This window comes from Spirosoma endophyticum (assembly GCF_900112365.1).
GTDB lineage: Bacteria > Bacteroidota > Bacteroidia > Cytophagales > Spirosomataceae > Spirosoma > Spirosoma endophyticum.
In genome coordinates, this window is sequence record NZ_FOLQ01000044.1 from 1 (window position 1) to 13,678 (window position 13,678).

Consider the following 13,678-nt stretch of genomic DNA (forward strand, 5'->3'; position numbering starts at 1 on the left):
CTAATTTGATGATAGTAAAAAAGCGATGAGGTTACCTCCATTACGGAGCGTGGACAAGGGCGCCAATTGCCTGGATGTGTGTACGTAAAATCTAGAATAGCCATCTGGATGGAGGCTTCATAGCTGGCTCAACAACCCAGTAAACGTTCCCTATTTACCAGACACCTCCGGCCGTCGGCTGAGGCTTAATGACTACCTGGATGGTAGACGAAGTCAAGGCGGATTTGGCTAGCCCTTTATAAATCAGTTTGACCGCTGCTTCAATGCGACCCCAGCCTGCTTCACTCCGCAGATCGATACCAAGCATTGACCGGTCGTGTTGAGCCTGGATGGTTAGAAAGGATAACGCCCCCAAGACAACCGCGGAGATGGCAGCCGGATCGCCCCCCTTCACGAAGCAAAGCTGCCCCACCAGCCGGACTAACTCCGCATCCAGAGTTGTACTAACCCGATCAGCCAACAAATCGTTTGTCTTCACAGTGGCCTTGAGTAAGCGTCGGCTGGAGCGGGAAGCTCGCCACTGGCGAAAAGCTGTAATGACTGACTCGACCATACTAAAGCGACGTCTTGGGGCTGAACAGGCTGCAACTGGTCCAGGCCAGCTGCGCTAAACTGAGGTAGTACCCTACCTTGCTGTAGGTAATAGTCCAGCAACCCTTCAATACTCCCGAAGTAGCGGTAAATCAGCACTTTACTGACGGCCGCTTTTTCAGCAATTCGATTGATTCGCACGCCAACCAGCCCCTCCTCGTCCAATACCTGGCCTAAGGCCTGTAAAATACGTTGGGTCGTAGCCGCTCGGTTACGCTTATTGTGTTCCATAGGTAGTAGTTGACATGCTTGTTGGATAAGCTCCTAGACTATTTATTACTAGGCAAGTCACGATGGAGCTATTTTTAAATCGATTGCCTAGCTGATCCAACGGTTTCGGGCATAAGGTTATAAGTTAGTTAGCCTTAGAGGCTCTTCTTGTAGAACAATAATGCGGCTTGGCTACCTCATTTTAGTGGCGGTTATCTTTTCAATAATCTAATAGAAAGAAGTCCAGACGAATATGGCTTAAGCTTAACACCAAATAACCTCCATCAAGTAAGTTTGTCTATCGACTTTTGTCGTTTACACCCAATTTTCAGCCATTCACTACTTTGGAGAGGGGGTCAGATAATTAAATACTTAGCTTTATTTCAGCGTCAAAGCGCCGTTGCTCCTGCAAGGGCGCAGGCCACCCGATCACGTTGTTCAGATTCTGATTGCTGGTCTAGCTGACTTCCTTCCTTTTTTAGCCTGGACCCTGGTGGTCCGGGCTTTTTTTATACCGGACCGCTAAGTTAAACGCTTTACCGGATAGCCCCTAGTTCTTGACAGGGCTAGCACTGGACCGTTTGATAACTGATAATGTACCAATAGGGTTGGTATTATGCCATTCCCTAATATTTTAAACAATGTTCTTCAACAAAACGCCTTAGCCAGTTATAATCAGCAAGCAACCTGATATAACCCTATGAAGTCTTCTGGATTGACCTGCATTGTTGATGACAACCCGGATTTTCGCATTTTGATCCACCACTTTTTTACGCAATCGTGTCCCCAGCATTCGATCCTTCTTTTTGCCAGTGGTCAGGCCTTGTTAGACGCCCTGCCCCAGATGAGCCCGCCACCCAGTCTAATTTTACTGGACCGCCACATGCCGGGCTTGGATGGCCATCAAACACTCGAACTGTTGAAACAGCACCCTATTTATAAGCGGATACCGGTCGTGATGATAAGTGCCCAGGCTTCCCGGAAAGAGATTGACGGCTGCTATGAGTCAGGAGTAAACTCATTTTTGTCAAAAAATCCCGACTTTACCTCTCTCCAGGAAGCCTTGTCAACTGTTTGTCGCTATTGGCTAGACTTGAATCTGATCCCAAGTGCCCTGTGAGCGGCGATGAAGTATTGAGTGGTATTAACTGGCGATTTTTTCTCAAACAACTCGCCTTACTTGCGTCCTATGAATACTGAAATCAATCCTGGAGACCGAGTAGAAGTGACCCGTGTCCAGAAAGGAGGTTTTTACGTAGGTCGCTACCTGGCCACCGTACTTGGCCACATCAAGGGCAAGCGGTTTAAGGTGAGCGATGATCAAGGCCAAGAATACTCGCCTTATTTCAAGAACGTCAAAAAACTGCCTTAAGCATTCCAGTCAGCCATTAACGAATGTTCTATCCTAACGTAGATTAAATAAATTCTCTACCTTTTTAGATCAATTGCAAACCTAATCTAAACATGACTGGACCACTGGTGTGAAAGGACTGGTGGTTGTTCGTTGAGAAGGCCGTTAGGTAGCTTCAAAAGTTCGACAAGGCGTTGCAATCTTGAATGATCTGTTAACAAGATCGCCTCTTAAAGCCAAAATGTGACCTTTACAAGCCAAGCGATAAAGGAGGAAGCGAAGCCGTCTCCCACCAAAAAGAACGTAACTCCTGGAAATAAGTAAGCCAAGCGGCAAACTGAGTTGGTTTGACCAAATAAGCGGCTATACCCGACGCATACGCTTGGTCAATATCAGCCGGGTCAGCCGATGAACTAAACATAACAACCGGAATCAGATTGATAGCAGCTGGCATGGCTTTAATCCACGCCAGCAACTGCCAGCCATCCACCCTCTGGGGCAAATACAGATCCAGTATGATGAGTTTAGGAATTTCCCATTCTTGATAGCACCACTCTTCAAGGCGCGTCATGGCCTGCTGGATCGTGGCTACCCGTACGGGCATTACCTCCGGTAAGCATTGCTGCATGGCTTGGCTCATAAGTAGCCATTGATCTTCACTATCCTCAATAATGAGTACTTTGGCATTTCTAAGATTGGCCTGGACACTCGTTTCAATCCGCTTCATCGTTGCGCTAAAGTTAAAATAAGCTATAACCAACTGTGGCCCGTCTTGGTTAAAGGGCTCCTTTTTCAGGCCGCTAATATTACCTATGCCAGGCCTACTTGCTCAGGTTATTTCCTCACAAATCAGGCTTTGTCACCCAATAACAGACTTTTAACCGATTCAGGAGTTCACGAATGGTACTTACCAAGCCCTTGTACGGATGGACTTACTGCGCCTGATTATTAATAAACAGAAAAACGCAGGGTATACGCCTAAAAAGCCTGTTATTGAACCTATGGCTAAAGGCAAGATTCCTAGATTTAAGGCCTCGATAAGTGTAGAAAATATCCTGCATCGAAATGAACAGATAGCCCAGCGAAGGGAGAAGCAAACTCAGCAAGTGCCTGAGTTTGACTTGCGGATGGACGTACTTTGGGACGATGTGCAACGGGTAAAGGAAAATACCAGGTGGATTGAAGCGTTATCGTAATACCTATCTTGAGTGGTAATGTAGAATTTTAGGGTGAGCTTTGAAACTGTACTAACCCGTTGAGAATTTATGCTGTGTTGCTTAACCATGTTGGACTAATAAGGGCAAGTCCGCGAGTTTAGTATCCCGCTCAATGACCTAGAGACTGGGCTGGACTTCGCTAGTCAGTTGGTGGCCAAGAGGAAAACGTTGCTAAGCGCGTGGCTCCCTAAGGGTCACAAAACCACCGACCTGCCACTCCATATCTGTGATGGTACCCCCTTTCGGCCAGCCATGCAGGCGCTTCACCATCAGGGGCAGGCACTGGTAAAAAAAACTGCCCGGTTAGTATCTCAACCCAATCAGGATCTGATCAAGCTGACGCGGAAACGGCTGCACCTGTGCCAGAGTAATATGGCTAACCAAAACGTGTTGATTGATCGACTTAAGATCCTCCAAGAGCGGGCCAAGGGGCAAATTCAGGTGGTCGCCACTCGACTGGCGCTTATCCAGCATTAACAGCAGCAAATTGATAGCTACACGCGTCAGATCAGCCACCACCAGCTTGCCCAGCAGCAGATCAGTTAACGGTTGAAAAGGTTATTATTAGACTAATCAATGAGTTCTCAATCCTGTATCGATGCGTATTCGGTTCTTGTGTGCCAATCTCGGTCAAGCCCAACACATGGCAGGTGGAGCTTGACCGATTCGACAGTTTTGGACCAACTCAGGTTAAACTCGTCGGCAAGGTGACAAGAGTCAACCAATAGCTGCGAAGGGTATAAAAATACTTTAGCCACTGATGAAAGGTAGCTGGCTTCGTAATGTAAGAAGCAGCCGCCAACTCATAAGCCATCTGAATATCGGCTATATCGGCTGATTGACTCAGCACAATGACAGGTATGGGTTGATAGACAGGATGCGTCTTGAGGGTCTTTAATAAGGCCCATCCATCATCCCGGCGAGGTAGGTAGACCTCTTGTAAAATGAGCCGGGGTTGGTGCTGACCTCCTGGGAGGCTGTTTGCAGGTAAGTTAAGGCTTGGGTGGCATGACTCGCCCAGACGGGGGTTACCTCAGGGAAACCCTGCTGGAGGGCGGCTCGTATAATCAGCCAGTGGTTAGCATTATCCTCGATCACTAAGATCGGCGCTTGATCAGCTTTTCTCCGTTTTGGGTTAACTAGTTTACTCATTCACGAACGCTAAGGTGCTATATGATTGAATGGACATGTACGATATGTTGACTCGCTTAGATGGTTTTTAATTAAGTTTTAAGCTAAAGCTCGTTTAAATTTATCCCTAGTCGGTCTGGTCGCAGACCATCCTAGTCTATTTTTAAATCTTGGTGGCAATGGCAATCCCTTAACGGCTAAGCGTAAAGGTGAGGGTCCTAAGCCCACCGTCAATGGAGCGGTCCCGAATCAGCATGCCCGTATCCTCCTTGAATAACCGATCTCCAACCTGCGGCAACATGCCAAACGAATGGTAATAGGTCTGAAGGGAGGTAAAGCAAATGGTAAGCCTATCCATGAGCCTTTTCTGCTTATACTTGCCGAAAAACTAACCACATGAAACACCTATCCCTATTGGCCTTCGTCGTAATGATCTGCACCAGCTGCGGTAGTAATGAAGATAGTACCGTTATAGCCGATGCGCAACGTGACTTAAGTATAAAACCCCGTCTGTGGAAACCCGTAATTAAAACCAATCTATTTAGAACTGAAATTGTCGAAGGGCCAAGCTTTGAACTGACCAATAACTCAAAAACTAAATCTTATCACCGGATTGATTTGGAGGTTTACTTTTTTGATGAGGCTGGTAACAGCCTTGATACCATCATGCATCGGGAAGCAAGAAATATAACTGCCGGCAAAAGTTTATTAGTGAAATACATCAGCACCGCGTCGGTTGATACCAGGGCAAAGACCGCAAAGGCAGTCATAAGACACGCCAGTAGCGTCTAGTTAAGCGTAGACCGTACTTTTATTATTTACTTCTTTGGTGTGAATAAGCTTCATTTTCTCTAAGAGTGGTGTATTGATAAAGCCAGATGCTCCTGGTGTCGGCTTTTTTTGTGATCCGCTTGCCAGCTTCTAAAAGCCAGAACAGACCTTTCAGTGATTCCCACATTTTGGATTAATAAACAAATATCTTCTACGGCAGGTTGGGCCCTACACAAACTCAACGCCATGAAAATGAAGAATTTGATCGCGCCACGCTGGTGGCTGATGATTGCCAGGGGTATCCTCTATATGTTGATTGGGGCCACTATGTTTGTTTTCGCTACTACCTACTCCGTGCAGTCGGGTCAACTTATCGGCTTCATAGCGATTCTGGCGGGCGTTTTGCAATTACTCTTTTCGGTTTCCAACCGGCTGGATAAAAACAATATCTGGGGCATCCTACACGGAGTCACGGATGTAGGGTTTGGCATCGCGATTGCCGTATTTTCAAAAGGCACCATCGAGGGCTTCGTGGATATGTTGGGATTCTGGGCAATGATGTATGCTTTTCTGCAAGCCATTCAAGCAATGTACGCGTTTATGGGAGCCCGTGGCGTAAGAGGAGCCGCGGGTATAAGCAGTAGTAGGGAAGGCAGCTCGTAATGATCTGCACCAGCTGCGGTAGTAATGAAGATAGTACCGTTATAGCCGATGCGCAACGTGACTTGAGCATAAAACCCCGTCTGTGGAAACCCGTAATTAAAACCAATCCATTTAGAGCTGAAATTGTCGAAGGGCCAAGCTTTGAGCTGACTAATAACTCAAAAACTAAATCTTATCACCGGATTGATTTGGAGGTTTACTTTTTCGATAAGGCCGGCAATAGCCTTGATACGATCAGGCACCGAGAGGCAAGAAATATAACTGCCGGCAAAAGTTTATTAGTGAAATACATCAGCACCGCGTCGATTGATACCAGGGCAAAGACCGCAAAGGCAGTCATAAGACACGCCAGTAGTAACTAGTCAAAGGTAGGCCGTAAAAAATATACGTTCTTCGGGTAAATCGTAAGAGTGGTAAAATACTTTCAGATTACTGGACATGAGGTTTTTAAATTGAAAAGTGGGCAGTCTTTGATAAGTTTAAGTCGGCTATTACTTATCGCACTTACCTCATGACTCACCCACTTTTAACCAAATGTAAGAAGTATTTTGTTGGCGTTCCTGACCATGTTTTGCAGATATTAATGCTCGTCTGTTCAGCTATCGTCCTGGCTCGCTCAACGAACTTAAATGTTCTCAAAGACTATTTGCCCCAGTTGCTAGCTAATCAGCTAACCAAACCCGCTTCTCATTACAAACGGCTTATTCGGTTCTTTCGCTTTGAGAAGCCCAATCAGCTCGTTACTGGTATCCTACAATTTATCTTCCGCTTCTTCGAAGGCCACTTCACATATTTGATCATGGATGCCACCACTTGGCAGATCGGTCAAAAAAGCGTGCATCTGCTCACATTGTGCATTCTCTTTGGTGACACTGCCATTCCAATCTATTGGCTTCAACTAGACAAAAAGGGCCATAGCAGCGAAATAGAGCGAAAGCAATTGATTGCCCAAGCCTTACGGCTTTACAAACTGGCAGGTAAAATTCTGTTGGCCGATCGGGAATATATTGGCGAAAAATGGCTGCGGTATCTGGTCGAATCCGACATCCATTTTGTGATTCGGTTGCCCGAAGCTTGTTACAAGATTCCCATTGGTAAAGCGCCTGGCCCTGCTTTCTCAAAATTGTGTCGGCAGGCTCTTCATCGTAAGCACGGGGTTATTAAGTCCTTTATCCTGAATGAGTGTTGCTTGTCAACGGTTATTCTCAAAAACCCTAAAAATGACCCTAAGGAACCCCTTCTTCACTTTGGTTCAAGTCTGACCAACAAGCAAAAAATTGCTCAGGCTTACCGGCTACGCTGGCGCATTGAAACATGCTTCAAGCAATTCAAGAGTCAAGGATTCAACCGCGCGGGCGGCCCCGATTGAAGATCTGAATTTGAAGGACAATGGTAAAATTATGCTGTTAGTGGCCATTGTTGTCATGGCCTATGTATTGTCATTGCAGACTGTTTTTGAAGAGGCCTCAGAGAAAGTCAAAATATATCGAGATGGCAACCAGAAATTAGCTATCTCTTATTTTCGGCAGGGTATAACGCGGCTTCGACGTGTTGTCCAATCACTGGCAATGTTTATGGAACACCTTGAGTTGATTACCCGGAAGCATTACTGGGCAGATTGGCTCTATGTCCAGTAATCTGAAATACTTTCATCTGGGATTATAACTTATTGTAATTAAGCTGTCTACAATCAGAATTTTGAGGCTTTCATAACCAGATCCCTCAAACCGTATACTTTCTTTTAAGAAACTCAATAAATGAGTAAGTTTAGTGAAATTTGATTACGCGAACGGCAATATGAAACGTTTTTAAGAGCTTTAAATGCACAATTGTTAGCTGCCTTTCCGTTTCAGTCAATCGACTGCCGGGCGGCCCCGTGTTAAAATGAAATCTTCGCTGTAAATTATTGATAGATAGTCAGTTAACTACTCTACGCGAAAGTAATGTACCAGTTATTCAGAATACCCCTTAAATACGTAGAAGCCTTCCGCTCGCTTCCGTATCGGGTTGGCCAAGTCGTTACGCTACTCCCGTAAGGCTGCATGGTCACCGGTATTAGTCCTACTTTCTCTAGTTTCCAATAAAGGGGGGACCCATAAACCAAGTGACTTCGTTTAACGCTTGGCTAGGCCAGTAACCGTATAGTTAATTTCGGCCAGGAATAAAACGAATTTATAGCTTTCTTCACCGCAACGGTGTATACTTGACCCTAGCTAATGACAGGTCATATGAAGGCTACAGTTTTCGGCAGTGGTGCTTGTATTCCAGGCGAGAAAATGCCTGAACAGATCCTAGCAGGCTGGCTCAGGGCGGCCGCTCTGTTTCATAGTTACTATCACCAGCTAGTGGGCCAAGCCAGCCAGCAAGTTCATCAAGCCGACTTATTGGGGGACACCCCCTTAGCTCACGCTTCGCGCCAGCCGTTGCTTACCCTGGTGATGGCGATGCAGGCAGAACTAGCTACTTTACTTCAGGACATGGATCAGTTAGCGTTGCTTACGCAATCGCCCACCCCGCGGGGGTATCAAAAGTTGGCGGCCCATACGTAAATTTTAACGCGCTTAACGCAGCAGGCGCAGGCAAGACTGGAGATAGGAGCTTCTCCGCTTGCTTAGTCGGTGGCAACCCTTAGTCAGCACCAACGCAGATTTGGTGTAGTTGGCCGACAACTCAGCTTAATTTAGGTTCGGTGGAGAAGTGATATCCAGCGTATTACTCTCTGGTGGGATTAAGCCCCGCGATGGCGAAACGGCTTCAATTCGATTTAGGAGAGCAATGAGTTCATTCTGGGTTTCTTCGGGGGACGTGTTCAATAAAAGTGGCCACCACAAAGATATACTCTTCGAGCAGATTCGTAAATAAGGAATTGGTGTGATTCATTGCCGGTAGCGGTTAATACGTCCTTGTCGGCGCTATTTGTCTGCTGAGCAGACCTGCCATCAATGATATGGATTGATTTTCTGCACAAAGGTACTCGCTTTGATGAGAGCACGTAGTATTTCCTTAAATGCTTTCTAAGTTATGTCTAAACAGACAAGACGGCCGAATTAGCCATCGGGTTGACGAGTCATTTAGCCCCACCCAGTATAGGTTTACTTCTTTGGCGCTCATCCGTTCGTTTTGGGCAGCTTTCTGTCTTCCACTTAGCCACTCTTATTAGCTAAGTAGATCGTGACTCTAAGAAGCTGATTTAATGGGGCATTCGATTGTGCTGTGTGCCTTGCCGATTAAAATCAGATATACATGCCTAAAAAAGGTCAGCTACAGCTAAGTGCTAACCTTCTTAGGCATGTATTACACATCTGATTTATGGCAAGGTCGCTACGTCAAAGCCGGAGCCGGATTATTTGGAGGATGTTGTTGACTTGGCTTTTGTCATTTTTCCTTTTCGATTACCCCGTCCCTCAGCGTTTGAGCCACCCTGGCCCATCGATCCATCTTGGGTTGACATCGAATTACCACGCTGGGTACTGGTCCCATCGGTGGTTGAATTGTCACGTTGTGAGCTATTATCGTTGGTTGAGCCGTTGTTCATCGAGTTTGACCGGTTTGATCTGCTCCGGCCACTCTGCCCGCCATTCATGGAGCCAGATCCGGTTGTGCCACCAGTGCCCATAGTGGAGCCCGTATTACTACCTGTGCTCGATGTTCCACTTCGGGAGGCTGACCCGTTGGTAGTATTGCCACTACCCGTGCTGCCTGCTCCAGTGGTCGTTTGCGCCTGTGCGCTGAAAGTCGCTACGCCGAGTAGCATGGCGCCTAAGATGAATACCTTTTTCATAACCTAGTGTTGATTAATACGCGTTTTAGTCTGAGCGAATTAATCCCCTAACTAGATGTGGAGCCTAAAGGCTTGCAGCCTACCTTATTTTAAGGCTAATTTAACATCAATGGTGTTTTTGAGGCCCGACCTGTAGGGCGATGACTCGCTCTCTATTTCAGCGAAAGAATTCTAGACGCTGGCATTTGAGGTAGAATAAGTTTGAAGGCTTCCGCATCCACGCTAAAACCACCCCGGAACGGATTGTCCATTGCAGCGGTCAAGAATAACAGCGATCCCAGTAGCAAGGCCAGCAGAATCGTCAGGGCTAAATGATATCCCACATGATCACTGATAAAAAACCAGGTGACGATCAAATTAATGGCCGCTCCTAAAATAATGACCCACCACATCACCGCGGGTAGACTGGTATCACTGCCTTGCAAACGAGACCGGCGCACTTTAGCCAACTCATTATACTGGTCCAGGGCCTGCTCATGGATCAGGCGCTGGCCTGCATCAGCCGGCATAAAATCGAATAATTGTCGCTTGAAATGATACAGACAGCGCGTACTGGCTGCGGGCATTTTACCCGCTCGGTGTTGGGGCCAATCCTGGTCGATGACGACTTGAACGTACTGACGTAATTGGCTCTGCAGGGCCAGGCGCTGAGGCATAGGGTAGGCACTTACGTCCTGATAAATTGCCGCTTTATAGATCCAGCGCGTACTGGCTGCGGGCATTTTACCCGCTCGGTGTTGGGGCCAATCCTGGTCGATGACGACTTGAACATACTGACGTAATTGGCTCTGCAGGGCCAGGCGGTGAGGCATAGGGTAGGCACTTACGTCCTGATAAATTGCCGCCGTAATGGCGGCTTCCTGATCGACCTGGCCCGATAGGGTTTGAAAATTAGTCCACACGCCGGCGGCCACTAAGCCCAGGGCAATACCATACACCACCCCTGAGGCTCCTAAGAAATAACTAACCAGGTCATTTTGGGCCGCGTGTTCGTCAGCGTGCCGTCTGACCCAGGGCCGGGAGGCTAATAGGCCCAGGGCGGCAAAGACAATGGTGGTGCCAGTACAAAGTAGAAAAAACAACCCGTTTGGTAAGGTATATACCCATTCCATAGCTGCATCAAGTCTAATAAGACGGCTCAAAGCTATTTATTATGGAACGGGTTTGGAAGCCTGCCGACTCCTTACCTCGTTAAAAGGTCATTAAACGGAAATCCTCGTTGGCTTACTTAGCCCTGCTATACAAGGCCAATTGGCAAAGTCTGGTTAGTTTAGATGTCCTGAACCTCTACTTCAAGGACCCTTGTCTGATAAGCTGGGGACGTTACCTAACAAAATTCAGCTACTGTAGACCTTTGACAACATTAGTTTTTGGCGCCTTTTCGATTCCGCTTGGTGAGTGAAGCCTGAATCACAGCCCAGGCTTTTTTCTTGAGCTTGAGGTGCAGTTCTTTGTCTCTAGGTACAAAGGTAGTTGAGCGGTTCTGCTCATGCTGAGTCACAATCCAGTAGTTACTGTCGGACGTATCGGGTATTTCGGTGTAGGTGGTCTTATCCATGGTTAAAAATTGTTCCGGATCGGAAAAGATTGTTTAAACTCAGTATCTCTCAATTGATTTGCCGGTTGTGGACTACTTAACCGGCGCTTAAAAAGCAAAAAACCAACGCCCTCAGCAGTTGGTTTTGCATAACGTTGAGTCGATGCATCAAGGAACAAACTTCGTACAAGCTGAAATGTTTTGGGTTCTCCGTACCCTTGTGCTGACTCTATTTGGCTTAAGCTGAACCATTTCCACACCCGTCCGTTGTGAAGGAATGTACGATCAGATGCTACTCCAATGCAGTGCCTTCGCCCTGCTTCCCATGGATACGGACTTCCCTGTTATCGATGTGTACTACACCCAAATTCGTACACTGGTCTGGCATCATCTCGAGCAGGCCGAAGATCCGGAGGCTTTCCGTCAGGCCTGGCATGAGATAAACATCAATGCCAAAGCCGACTTATTGCTGTTAGAACGCCTTCATTTGGGCGAACCTCTCTATGAACAAACGCTGCGCCATATGCAAGGTGTGGTGGTTGCGGCCCTGAATAATATACCGAAAGATATCCGAAGATGATTTCGTCATGGATCAGGGACGTTTTCTTGATTGCGTCCGAATACGCGAGAAATAGGCGTAATATCTAAGGGTACTACCGTCGCGAATTTAGCCCACACCGAATAGAATACCGATGAGTTGTTGAGTACCTGGCCGCAAGGCAAATCTTGGTCTAGGGGGCGCTTTGGCAAACAAGGTATACCTGTAACTCAAGGCCTCAGGCTCATCCGTGTCTAATTTCCACGGCTGACTCAGAGTTTCGTAGCCGCTGTAACGCTTGCCGGACCCGCGTCTTGACCGTCCCCAGGGGCCAGCCTAATTCATCCGAAACTTCCTGATACGTATAGCCTTGGAAGTACATTAACTGGATTAAATGACAATGCGGAGAAGGCAGTGTTGACGTAAGCCAATAGCCAATGCCAATGCCGTGGTAAGAGGGTGTGCCGCTGCCTAATTCTTCGGCTAAATAATCCTCCAACCGCTCATGAGTCAACCCAGGTAATCTTAAATGAGTTAACGCCTTATTCTGAACGATTCGCCACATCCAGGTGAATAAGCGCCCTTTAGCCGGATCGTATTGATGAAAGTTGAGCCAAATATTAACAAAGCCATCTTGGAGCAAATCTTCCGCCTGTGGCTGATCGGCGATGAGACGCATAAGCTTGGTTAATAAAGTGGGTGCAAATCGGCCATAAAGCTCCTCAAACGCTTTTCGATTTCCCGCTTTCAGCAGGGCGACTAAGGCGGCTTCATTATACGGCCTAGCAGACAGTAGCCAGTTGGATGAGGTTAAGGTGTGTGGCAAGATGGTAAGTTAAACGAAACCAGTTAATTAGTTTATTATTCACATTAACTATGTAAAGTGTATAAATAAGTAACATCTAGTTTTGTTTAAATTTTTAAAGATTAACAGGCCTATGTACGTAATGTCCTATTGTATAGATTGCTTTTAATTAATTTTTAAAAAGAAATAATGGGAGAGCACGGCTAATAAGCGAATTGATTTGAGTGAAACCAGCAGGGTATCTTGTTTAAATTACCTATCTTGAAAAAGCTGGACTTGCTACCGTTTTCTGGACAAAAAGTTAAGTAACATTTGTTCAGAAAACAGTAGCAAGTCCAGTTTAACACCCCAGGCGGTCAAGACACCACTGACCACCTATTTTTACTAAGCCTGGACGAGGTGAGCCACTATTTGGGCGATAGCCGGGCCAACCTAGCGTATAAAGGTCCTCAAAGATGCCATATTGATAACGCCAACAATATTAAACGGCAAGCCCGCTATGATATGGAGGTTCACGGGTGGCGGCTACGCTCGCCTGGCTATTACGGGCGCAGGAGTGCGAGCATCAGTAAGCAGGGCCATATTTGCGTGCGTGGCAATGGGGTCTTCGGCAGCCCTAGAGACGGGGGCGGTGTGCGCCCTGCTTTATGGTTGAGATTGGAAGATCCATTTTTGCCCGAATAGACAGTCCTACTCTTTCCCATACATTTTTATCCTTGTTGGCCAGTTAATGAAAGTTGATGATTTCCCTGATCGGAAGCCACAAGTATTTCAGCTCACATGAACGCTCCCATGTGAGATGAAGGAGGGTTCATGTAAATGCTTCTTAAAAGGGGCGTTTTATGACATACTGCTTCCCTAGATTACTTGTAACAGCCCCGGCCTTCTGTTGTCTTACAATTGTATTAAAAGCAACCTTTTCCTTCTATTTCGTTCTTACACTGAATCCTCAAATAGAATAACTGATGAAGCTCCGTAAATGGCTCTTTGCTACCATTCAATTAATTGGAATCATAGGTGGAACTTGTTGTTGGGGGCAATCGCGAACCGAGAATCCAATCTGGAAACCTTGTCCACTTATAC

General features: G+C 46.6%; 20 protein-coding genes and 1 pseudogene. 11 read left to right on the top strand and 10 right to left on the bottom strand.

Annotation, left to right across the window (positions count from 1 at the left end):
- Window positions 1-154: 154 nt before the first annotated feature.
- The gene (locus tag BM202_RS38610) at window positions 155-478 is read right to left on the bottom strand and encodes a hypothetical protein (RefSeq protein WP_245776926.1); all 324 of its coding nucleotides are present in this window, start codon (window positions 476-478) and stop codon (window positions 155-157) included.
- Window positions 475-822, bottom strand: a complete 348-nt coding sequence (locus tag BM202_RS38615) for a TetR/AcrR family transcriptional regulator (RefSeq protein WP_245776927.1) — start codon at window positions 820-822, stop codon at window positions 475-477. The genes BM202_RS38610 and BM202_RS38615 overlap by 4 nt, the downstream gene beginning before the upstream one ends.
- Window positions 823-1,501: 679 nt before the next feature.
- Between BM202_RS38615 and BM202_RS34835 the strand changes: the two genes are divergently transcribed.
- Together BM202_RS34835 and BM202_RS34840 are read left to right on the top strand one after the other, a co-directional pair.
- On the top strand, window positions 1,502-1,921 hold the full coding sequence (locus BM202_RS34835) for a response regulator (RefSeq protein ID WP_093834959.1): 420 nt from the start codon (window positions 1,502-1,504) through the stop codon (window positions 1,919-1,921).
- A gap of 69 nt (window positions 1,922-1,990) precedes the next feature.
- The gene (locus BM202_RS34840; protein WP_093834961.1) at window positions 1,991-2,173 is read left to right on the top strand and encodes a hypothetical protein; all 183 of its coding nucleotides are present in this window, start codon (window positions 1,991-1,993) and stop codon (window positions 2,171-2,173) included.
- A 229-nt stretch (window positions 2,174-2,402) separates the two neighbouring features.
- Here the strand turns inward: BM202_RS34840 and BM202_RS34845 are convergent, their stop codons facing one another.
- Window positions 2,403-2,879 (bottom strand): response regulator, encoded by a 477-nt coding sequence (locus BM202_RS34845; RefSeq protein WP_093834963.1) that lies wholly within the window; start codon window positions 2,877-2,879, stop codon window positions 2,403-2,405.
- Between the two features lie 199 nt (window positions 2,880-3,078).
- On the opposite strand from BM202_RS34845, the gene BM202_RS34850 reads away from it, so the two are divergent.
- Together BM202_RS34850 and BM202_RS34855 are read left to right on the top strand one after the other, a co-directional pair.
- Window positions 3,079-3,348 carry a hypothetical protein gene (locus tag BM202_RS34850; protein WP_093834965.1) on the top strand — a complete coding sequence of 90 codons (270 nt, stop codon included), beginning with the start codon at window positions 3,079-3,081 and terminating at the stop codon, window positions 3,346-3,348.
- A gap of 171 nt (window positions 3,349-3,519) precedes the next feature.
- Window positions 3,520-3,846 carry a hypothetical protein gene (locus BM202_RS34855; RefSeq protein ID WP_143100867.1) on the top strand — a complete coding sequence of 109 codons (327 nt, stop codon included), beginning with the start codon at window positions 3,520-3,522 and terminating at the stop codon, window positions 3,844-3,846.
- A 208-nt stretch (window positions 3,847-4,054) separates the two neighbouring features.
- Here the strand turns inward: BM202_RS34855 and BM202_RS38620 are convergent, their stop codons facing one another.
- The 3 genes from BM202_RS38620 to BM202_RS37715 form a co-directional block, all read right to left on the bottom strand.
- On the bottom strand, window positions 4,055-4,315 hold the full coding sequence (locus tag BM202_RS38620; protein WP_245776934.1) for a response regulator: 261 nt from the start codon (window positions 4,313-4,315) through the stop codon (window positions 4,055-4,057).
- On the bottom strand, window positions 4,264-4,521 hold the full coding sequence (locus tag BM202_RS38625) for a response regulator (protein WP_245776928.1): 258 nt from the start codon (window positions 4,519-4,521) through the stop codon (window positions 4,264-4,266). Before BM202_RS38625 ends, BM202_RS38620 begins: the two co-directional genes overlap by 52 nt.
- A 169-nt stretch (window positions 4,522-4,690) precedes the next feature.
- The gene (locus tag BM202_RS37715) at window positions 4,691-4,858 is read right to left on the bottom strand and encodes a hypothetical protein (protein ID WP_177236813.1); all 168 of its coding nucleotides are present in this window, start codon (window positions 4,856-4,858) and stop codon (window positions 4,691-4,693) included.
- A 38-nt stretch (window positions 4,859-4,896) separates the two neighbouring features.
- On the opposite strand from BM202_RS37715, the gene BM202_RS34865 reads away from it, so the two are divergent.
- The 5 genes from BM202_RS34865 to BM202_RS34885 all read left to right on the top strand — a co-directional run bounded on the left by BM202_RS34865 (window position 4,897) and on the right by BM202_RS34885 (window position 8,483).
- Window positions 4,897-5,292 carry a hypothetical protein gene (locus BM202_RS34865; protein WP_093834969.1) on the top strand — a complete coding sequence of 132 codons (396 nt, stop codon included), beginning with the start codon at window positions 4,897-4,899 and terminating at the stop codon, window positions 5,290-5,292.
- 225 nt (window positions 5,293-5,517) lie between these two features.
- Window positions 5,518-5,934 carry a DUF308 domain-containing protein gene (locus BM202_RS34870; RefSeq protein WP_245776929.1) on the top strand — a complete coding sequence of 139 codons (417 nt, stop codon included), beginning with the start codon at window positions 5,518-5,520 and terminating at the stop codon, window positions 5,932-5,934.
- 511 nt (window positions 5,935-6,445) lie between these two features.
- Window positions 6,446-7,303 (top strand): transposase, encoded by an 858-nt coding sequence (locus tag BM202_RS34880; RefSeq protein WP_245776930.1) that lies wholly within the window; start codon window positions 6,446-6,448, stop codon window positions 7,301-7,303.
- Window positions 7,304-7,334: 31 nt separating this feature from the next.
- Window positions 7,335-7,571 (top strand): hypothetical protein, encoded by a 237-nt coding sequence (locus tag BM202_RS38630; RefSeq protein WP_245776931.1) that lies wholly within the window; start codon window positions 7,335-7,337, stop codon window positions 7,569-7,571.
- Window positions 7,572-8,162: 591 nt separating this feature from the next.
- Window positions 8,163-8,483, top strand: a complete 321-nt coding sequence (locus tag BM202_RS34885) for a hypothetical protein (protein WP_143100868.1) — start codon at window positions 8,163-8,165, stop codon at window positions 8,481-8,483.
- Window positions 8,484-9,277: 794 nt separating this feature from the next.
- On the opposite strand, the gene BM202_RS34890 is transcribed toward BM202_RS34885, so the two are convergent.
- From BM202_RS34890 to BM202_RS34900, 3 genes are all read right to left on the bottom strand, one after another.
- A complete protein-coding gene (locus BM202_RS34890) occupies window positions 9,278-9,715 on the bottom strand; it encodes a hypothetical protein (protein ID WP_093834975.1) in 438 nt (145 codons plus the stop codon).
- Between the two features lie 152 nt (window positions 9,716-9,867).
- A complete protein-coding gene (locus tag BM202_RS34895; protein WP_093834977.1) occupies window positions 9,868-10,827 on the bottom strand; it encodes a bestrophin-like domain in 960 nt (319 codons plus the stop codon).
- Between the two features lie 251 nt (window positions 10,828-11,078).
- The gene (locus tag BM202_RS34900) at window positions 11,079-11,273 is read right to left on the bottom strand and encodes a hypothetical protein (RefSeq protein ID WP_093834979.1); all 195 of its coding nucleotides are present in this window, start codon (window positions 11,271-11,273) and stop codon (window positions 11,079-11,081) included.
- A gap of 268 nt (window positions 11,274-11,541) precedes the next feature.
- Here BM202_RS34900 and BM202_RS34905 point away from each other — a divergent pair, with 268 nt between their 5' ends.
- Window positions 11,542-11,832, top strand: a complete 291-nt coding sequence (locus BM202_RS34905) for a hypothetical protein (RefSeq protein ID WP_143100869.1) — start codon at window positions 11,542-11,544, stop codon at window positions 11,830-11,832.
- A gap of 202 nt (window positions 11,833-12,034) precedes the next feature.
- On the opposite strand, the gene BM202_RS34910 is transcribed toward BM202_RS34905, so the two are convergent.
- Window positions 12,035-12,616, bottom strand: coding sequence for an RNA polymerase sigma factor (locus tag BM202_RS34910; protein WP_093834983.1), 582 nt, complete (start codon window positions 12,614-12,616; stop codon window positions 12,035-12,037).
- Between the two features lie 330 nt (window positions 12,617-12,946).
- Between BM202_RS34910 and BM202_RS39270 the strand changes: the two are divergent.
- A pseudogene (locus BM202_RS39270) lies at window positions 12,947-13,279 on the top strand (DUF6273 domain-containing protein); the annotation flags it as partial.
- Window positions 13,280-13,678: the final 399 nt, after the last annotated feature.

What these genes read in the sequence shown, in the direction of transcription:
- BM202_RS37715 (WP_177236813.1), bottom strand. Translation starts at nt 4,858, where the DNA reads ATGGATAGGCTTACCATTTGCTTTACCTCCCTTCAGACCTATTACCAT.
- BM202_RS34865 (WP_093834969.1), top strand. Translation starts at nt 4,897, where the DNA reads ATGAAACACCTATCCCTATTGGCCTTCGTCGTAATGATCTGCACCAGC.
- BM202_RS34880 (WP_245776930.1), top strand. Translation starts at nt 6,446, where the DNA reads ATGACTCACCCACTTTTAACCAAATGTAAGAAGTATTTTGTTGGCGTT.
- BM202_RS34885 (WP_143100868.1), top strand. Translation starts at nt 8,163, where the DNA reads ATGAAGGCTACAGTTTTCGGCAGTGGTGCTTGTATTCCAGGCGAGAAA.
- BM202_RS38630 (WP_245776931.1), top strand. Translation starts at nt 7,335, where the DNA reads ATGCTGTTAGTGGCCATTGTTGTCATGGCCTATGTATTGTCATTGCAG.
- BM202_RS34840 (WP_093834961.1), top strand. Translation starts at nt 1,991, where the DNA reads ATGAATACTGAAATCAATCCTGGAGACCGAGTAGAAGTGACCCGTGTC.
- BM202_RS38615 (WP_245776927.1), bottom strand. Translation starts at nt 822, where the DNA reads ATGGAACACAATAAGCGTAACCGAGCGGCTACGACCCAACGTATTTTA.
- BM202_RS34835 (WP_093834959.1), top strand. Translation starts at nt 1,502, where the DNA reads ATGAAGTCTTCTGGATTGACCTGCATTGTTGATGACAACCCGGATTTT.
- BM202_RS34900 (WP_093834979.1), bottom strand. Translation starts at nt 11,273, where the DNA reads ATGGATAAGACCACCTACACCGAAATACCCGATACGTCCGACAGTAAC.
- BM202_RS38625 (WP_245776928.1), bottom strand. Translation starts at nt 4,521, where the DNA reads ATGAGTAAACTAGTTAACCCAAAACGGAGAAAAGCTGATCAAGCGCCG.
- BM202_RS34870 (WP_245776929.1), top strand. Translation starts at nt 5,518, where the DNA reads ATGAAAATGAAGAATTTGATCGCGCCACGCTGGTGGCTGATGATTGCC.
- BM202_RS34905 (WP_143100869.1), top strand. Translation starts at nt 11,542, where the DNA reads ATGCTACTCCAATGCAGTGCCTTCGCCCTGCTTCCCATGGATACGGAC.
- BM202_RS34845 (WP_093834963.1), bottom strand. Translation starts at nt 2,879, where the DNA reads ATGAAGCGGATTGAAACGAGTGTCCAGGCCAATCTTAGAAATGCCAAA.
- BM202_RS34895 (WP_093834977.1), bottom strand. Translation starts at nt 10,827, where the DNA reads ATGGAATGGGTATATACCTTACCAAACGGGTTGTTTTTTCTACTTTGT.
- BM202_RS34890 (WP_093834975.1), bottom strand. Translation starts at nt 9,715, where the DNA reads ATGAAAAAGGTATTCATCTTAGGCGCCATGCTACTCGGCGTAGCGACT.
- BM202_RS34850 (WP_093834965.1), top strand. Translation starts at nt 3,079, where the DNA reads ATGGACTTACTGCGCCTGATTATTAATAAACAGAAAAACGCAGGGTAT.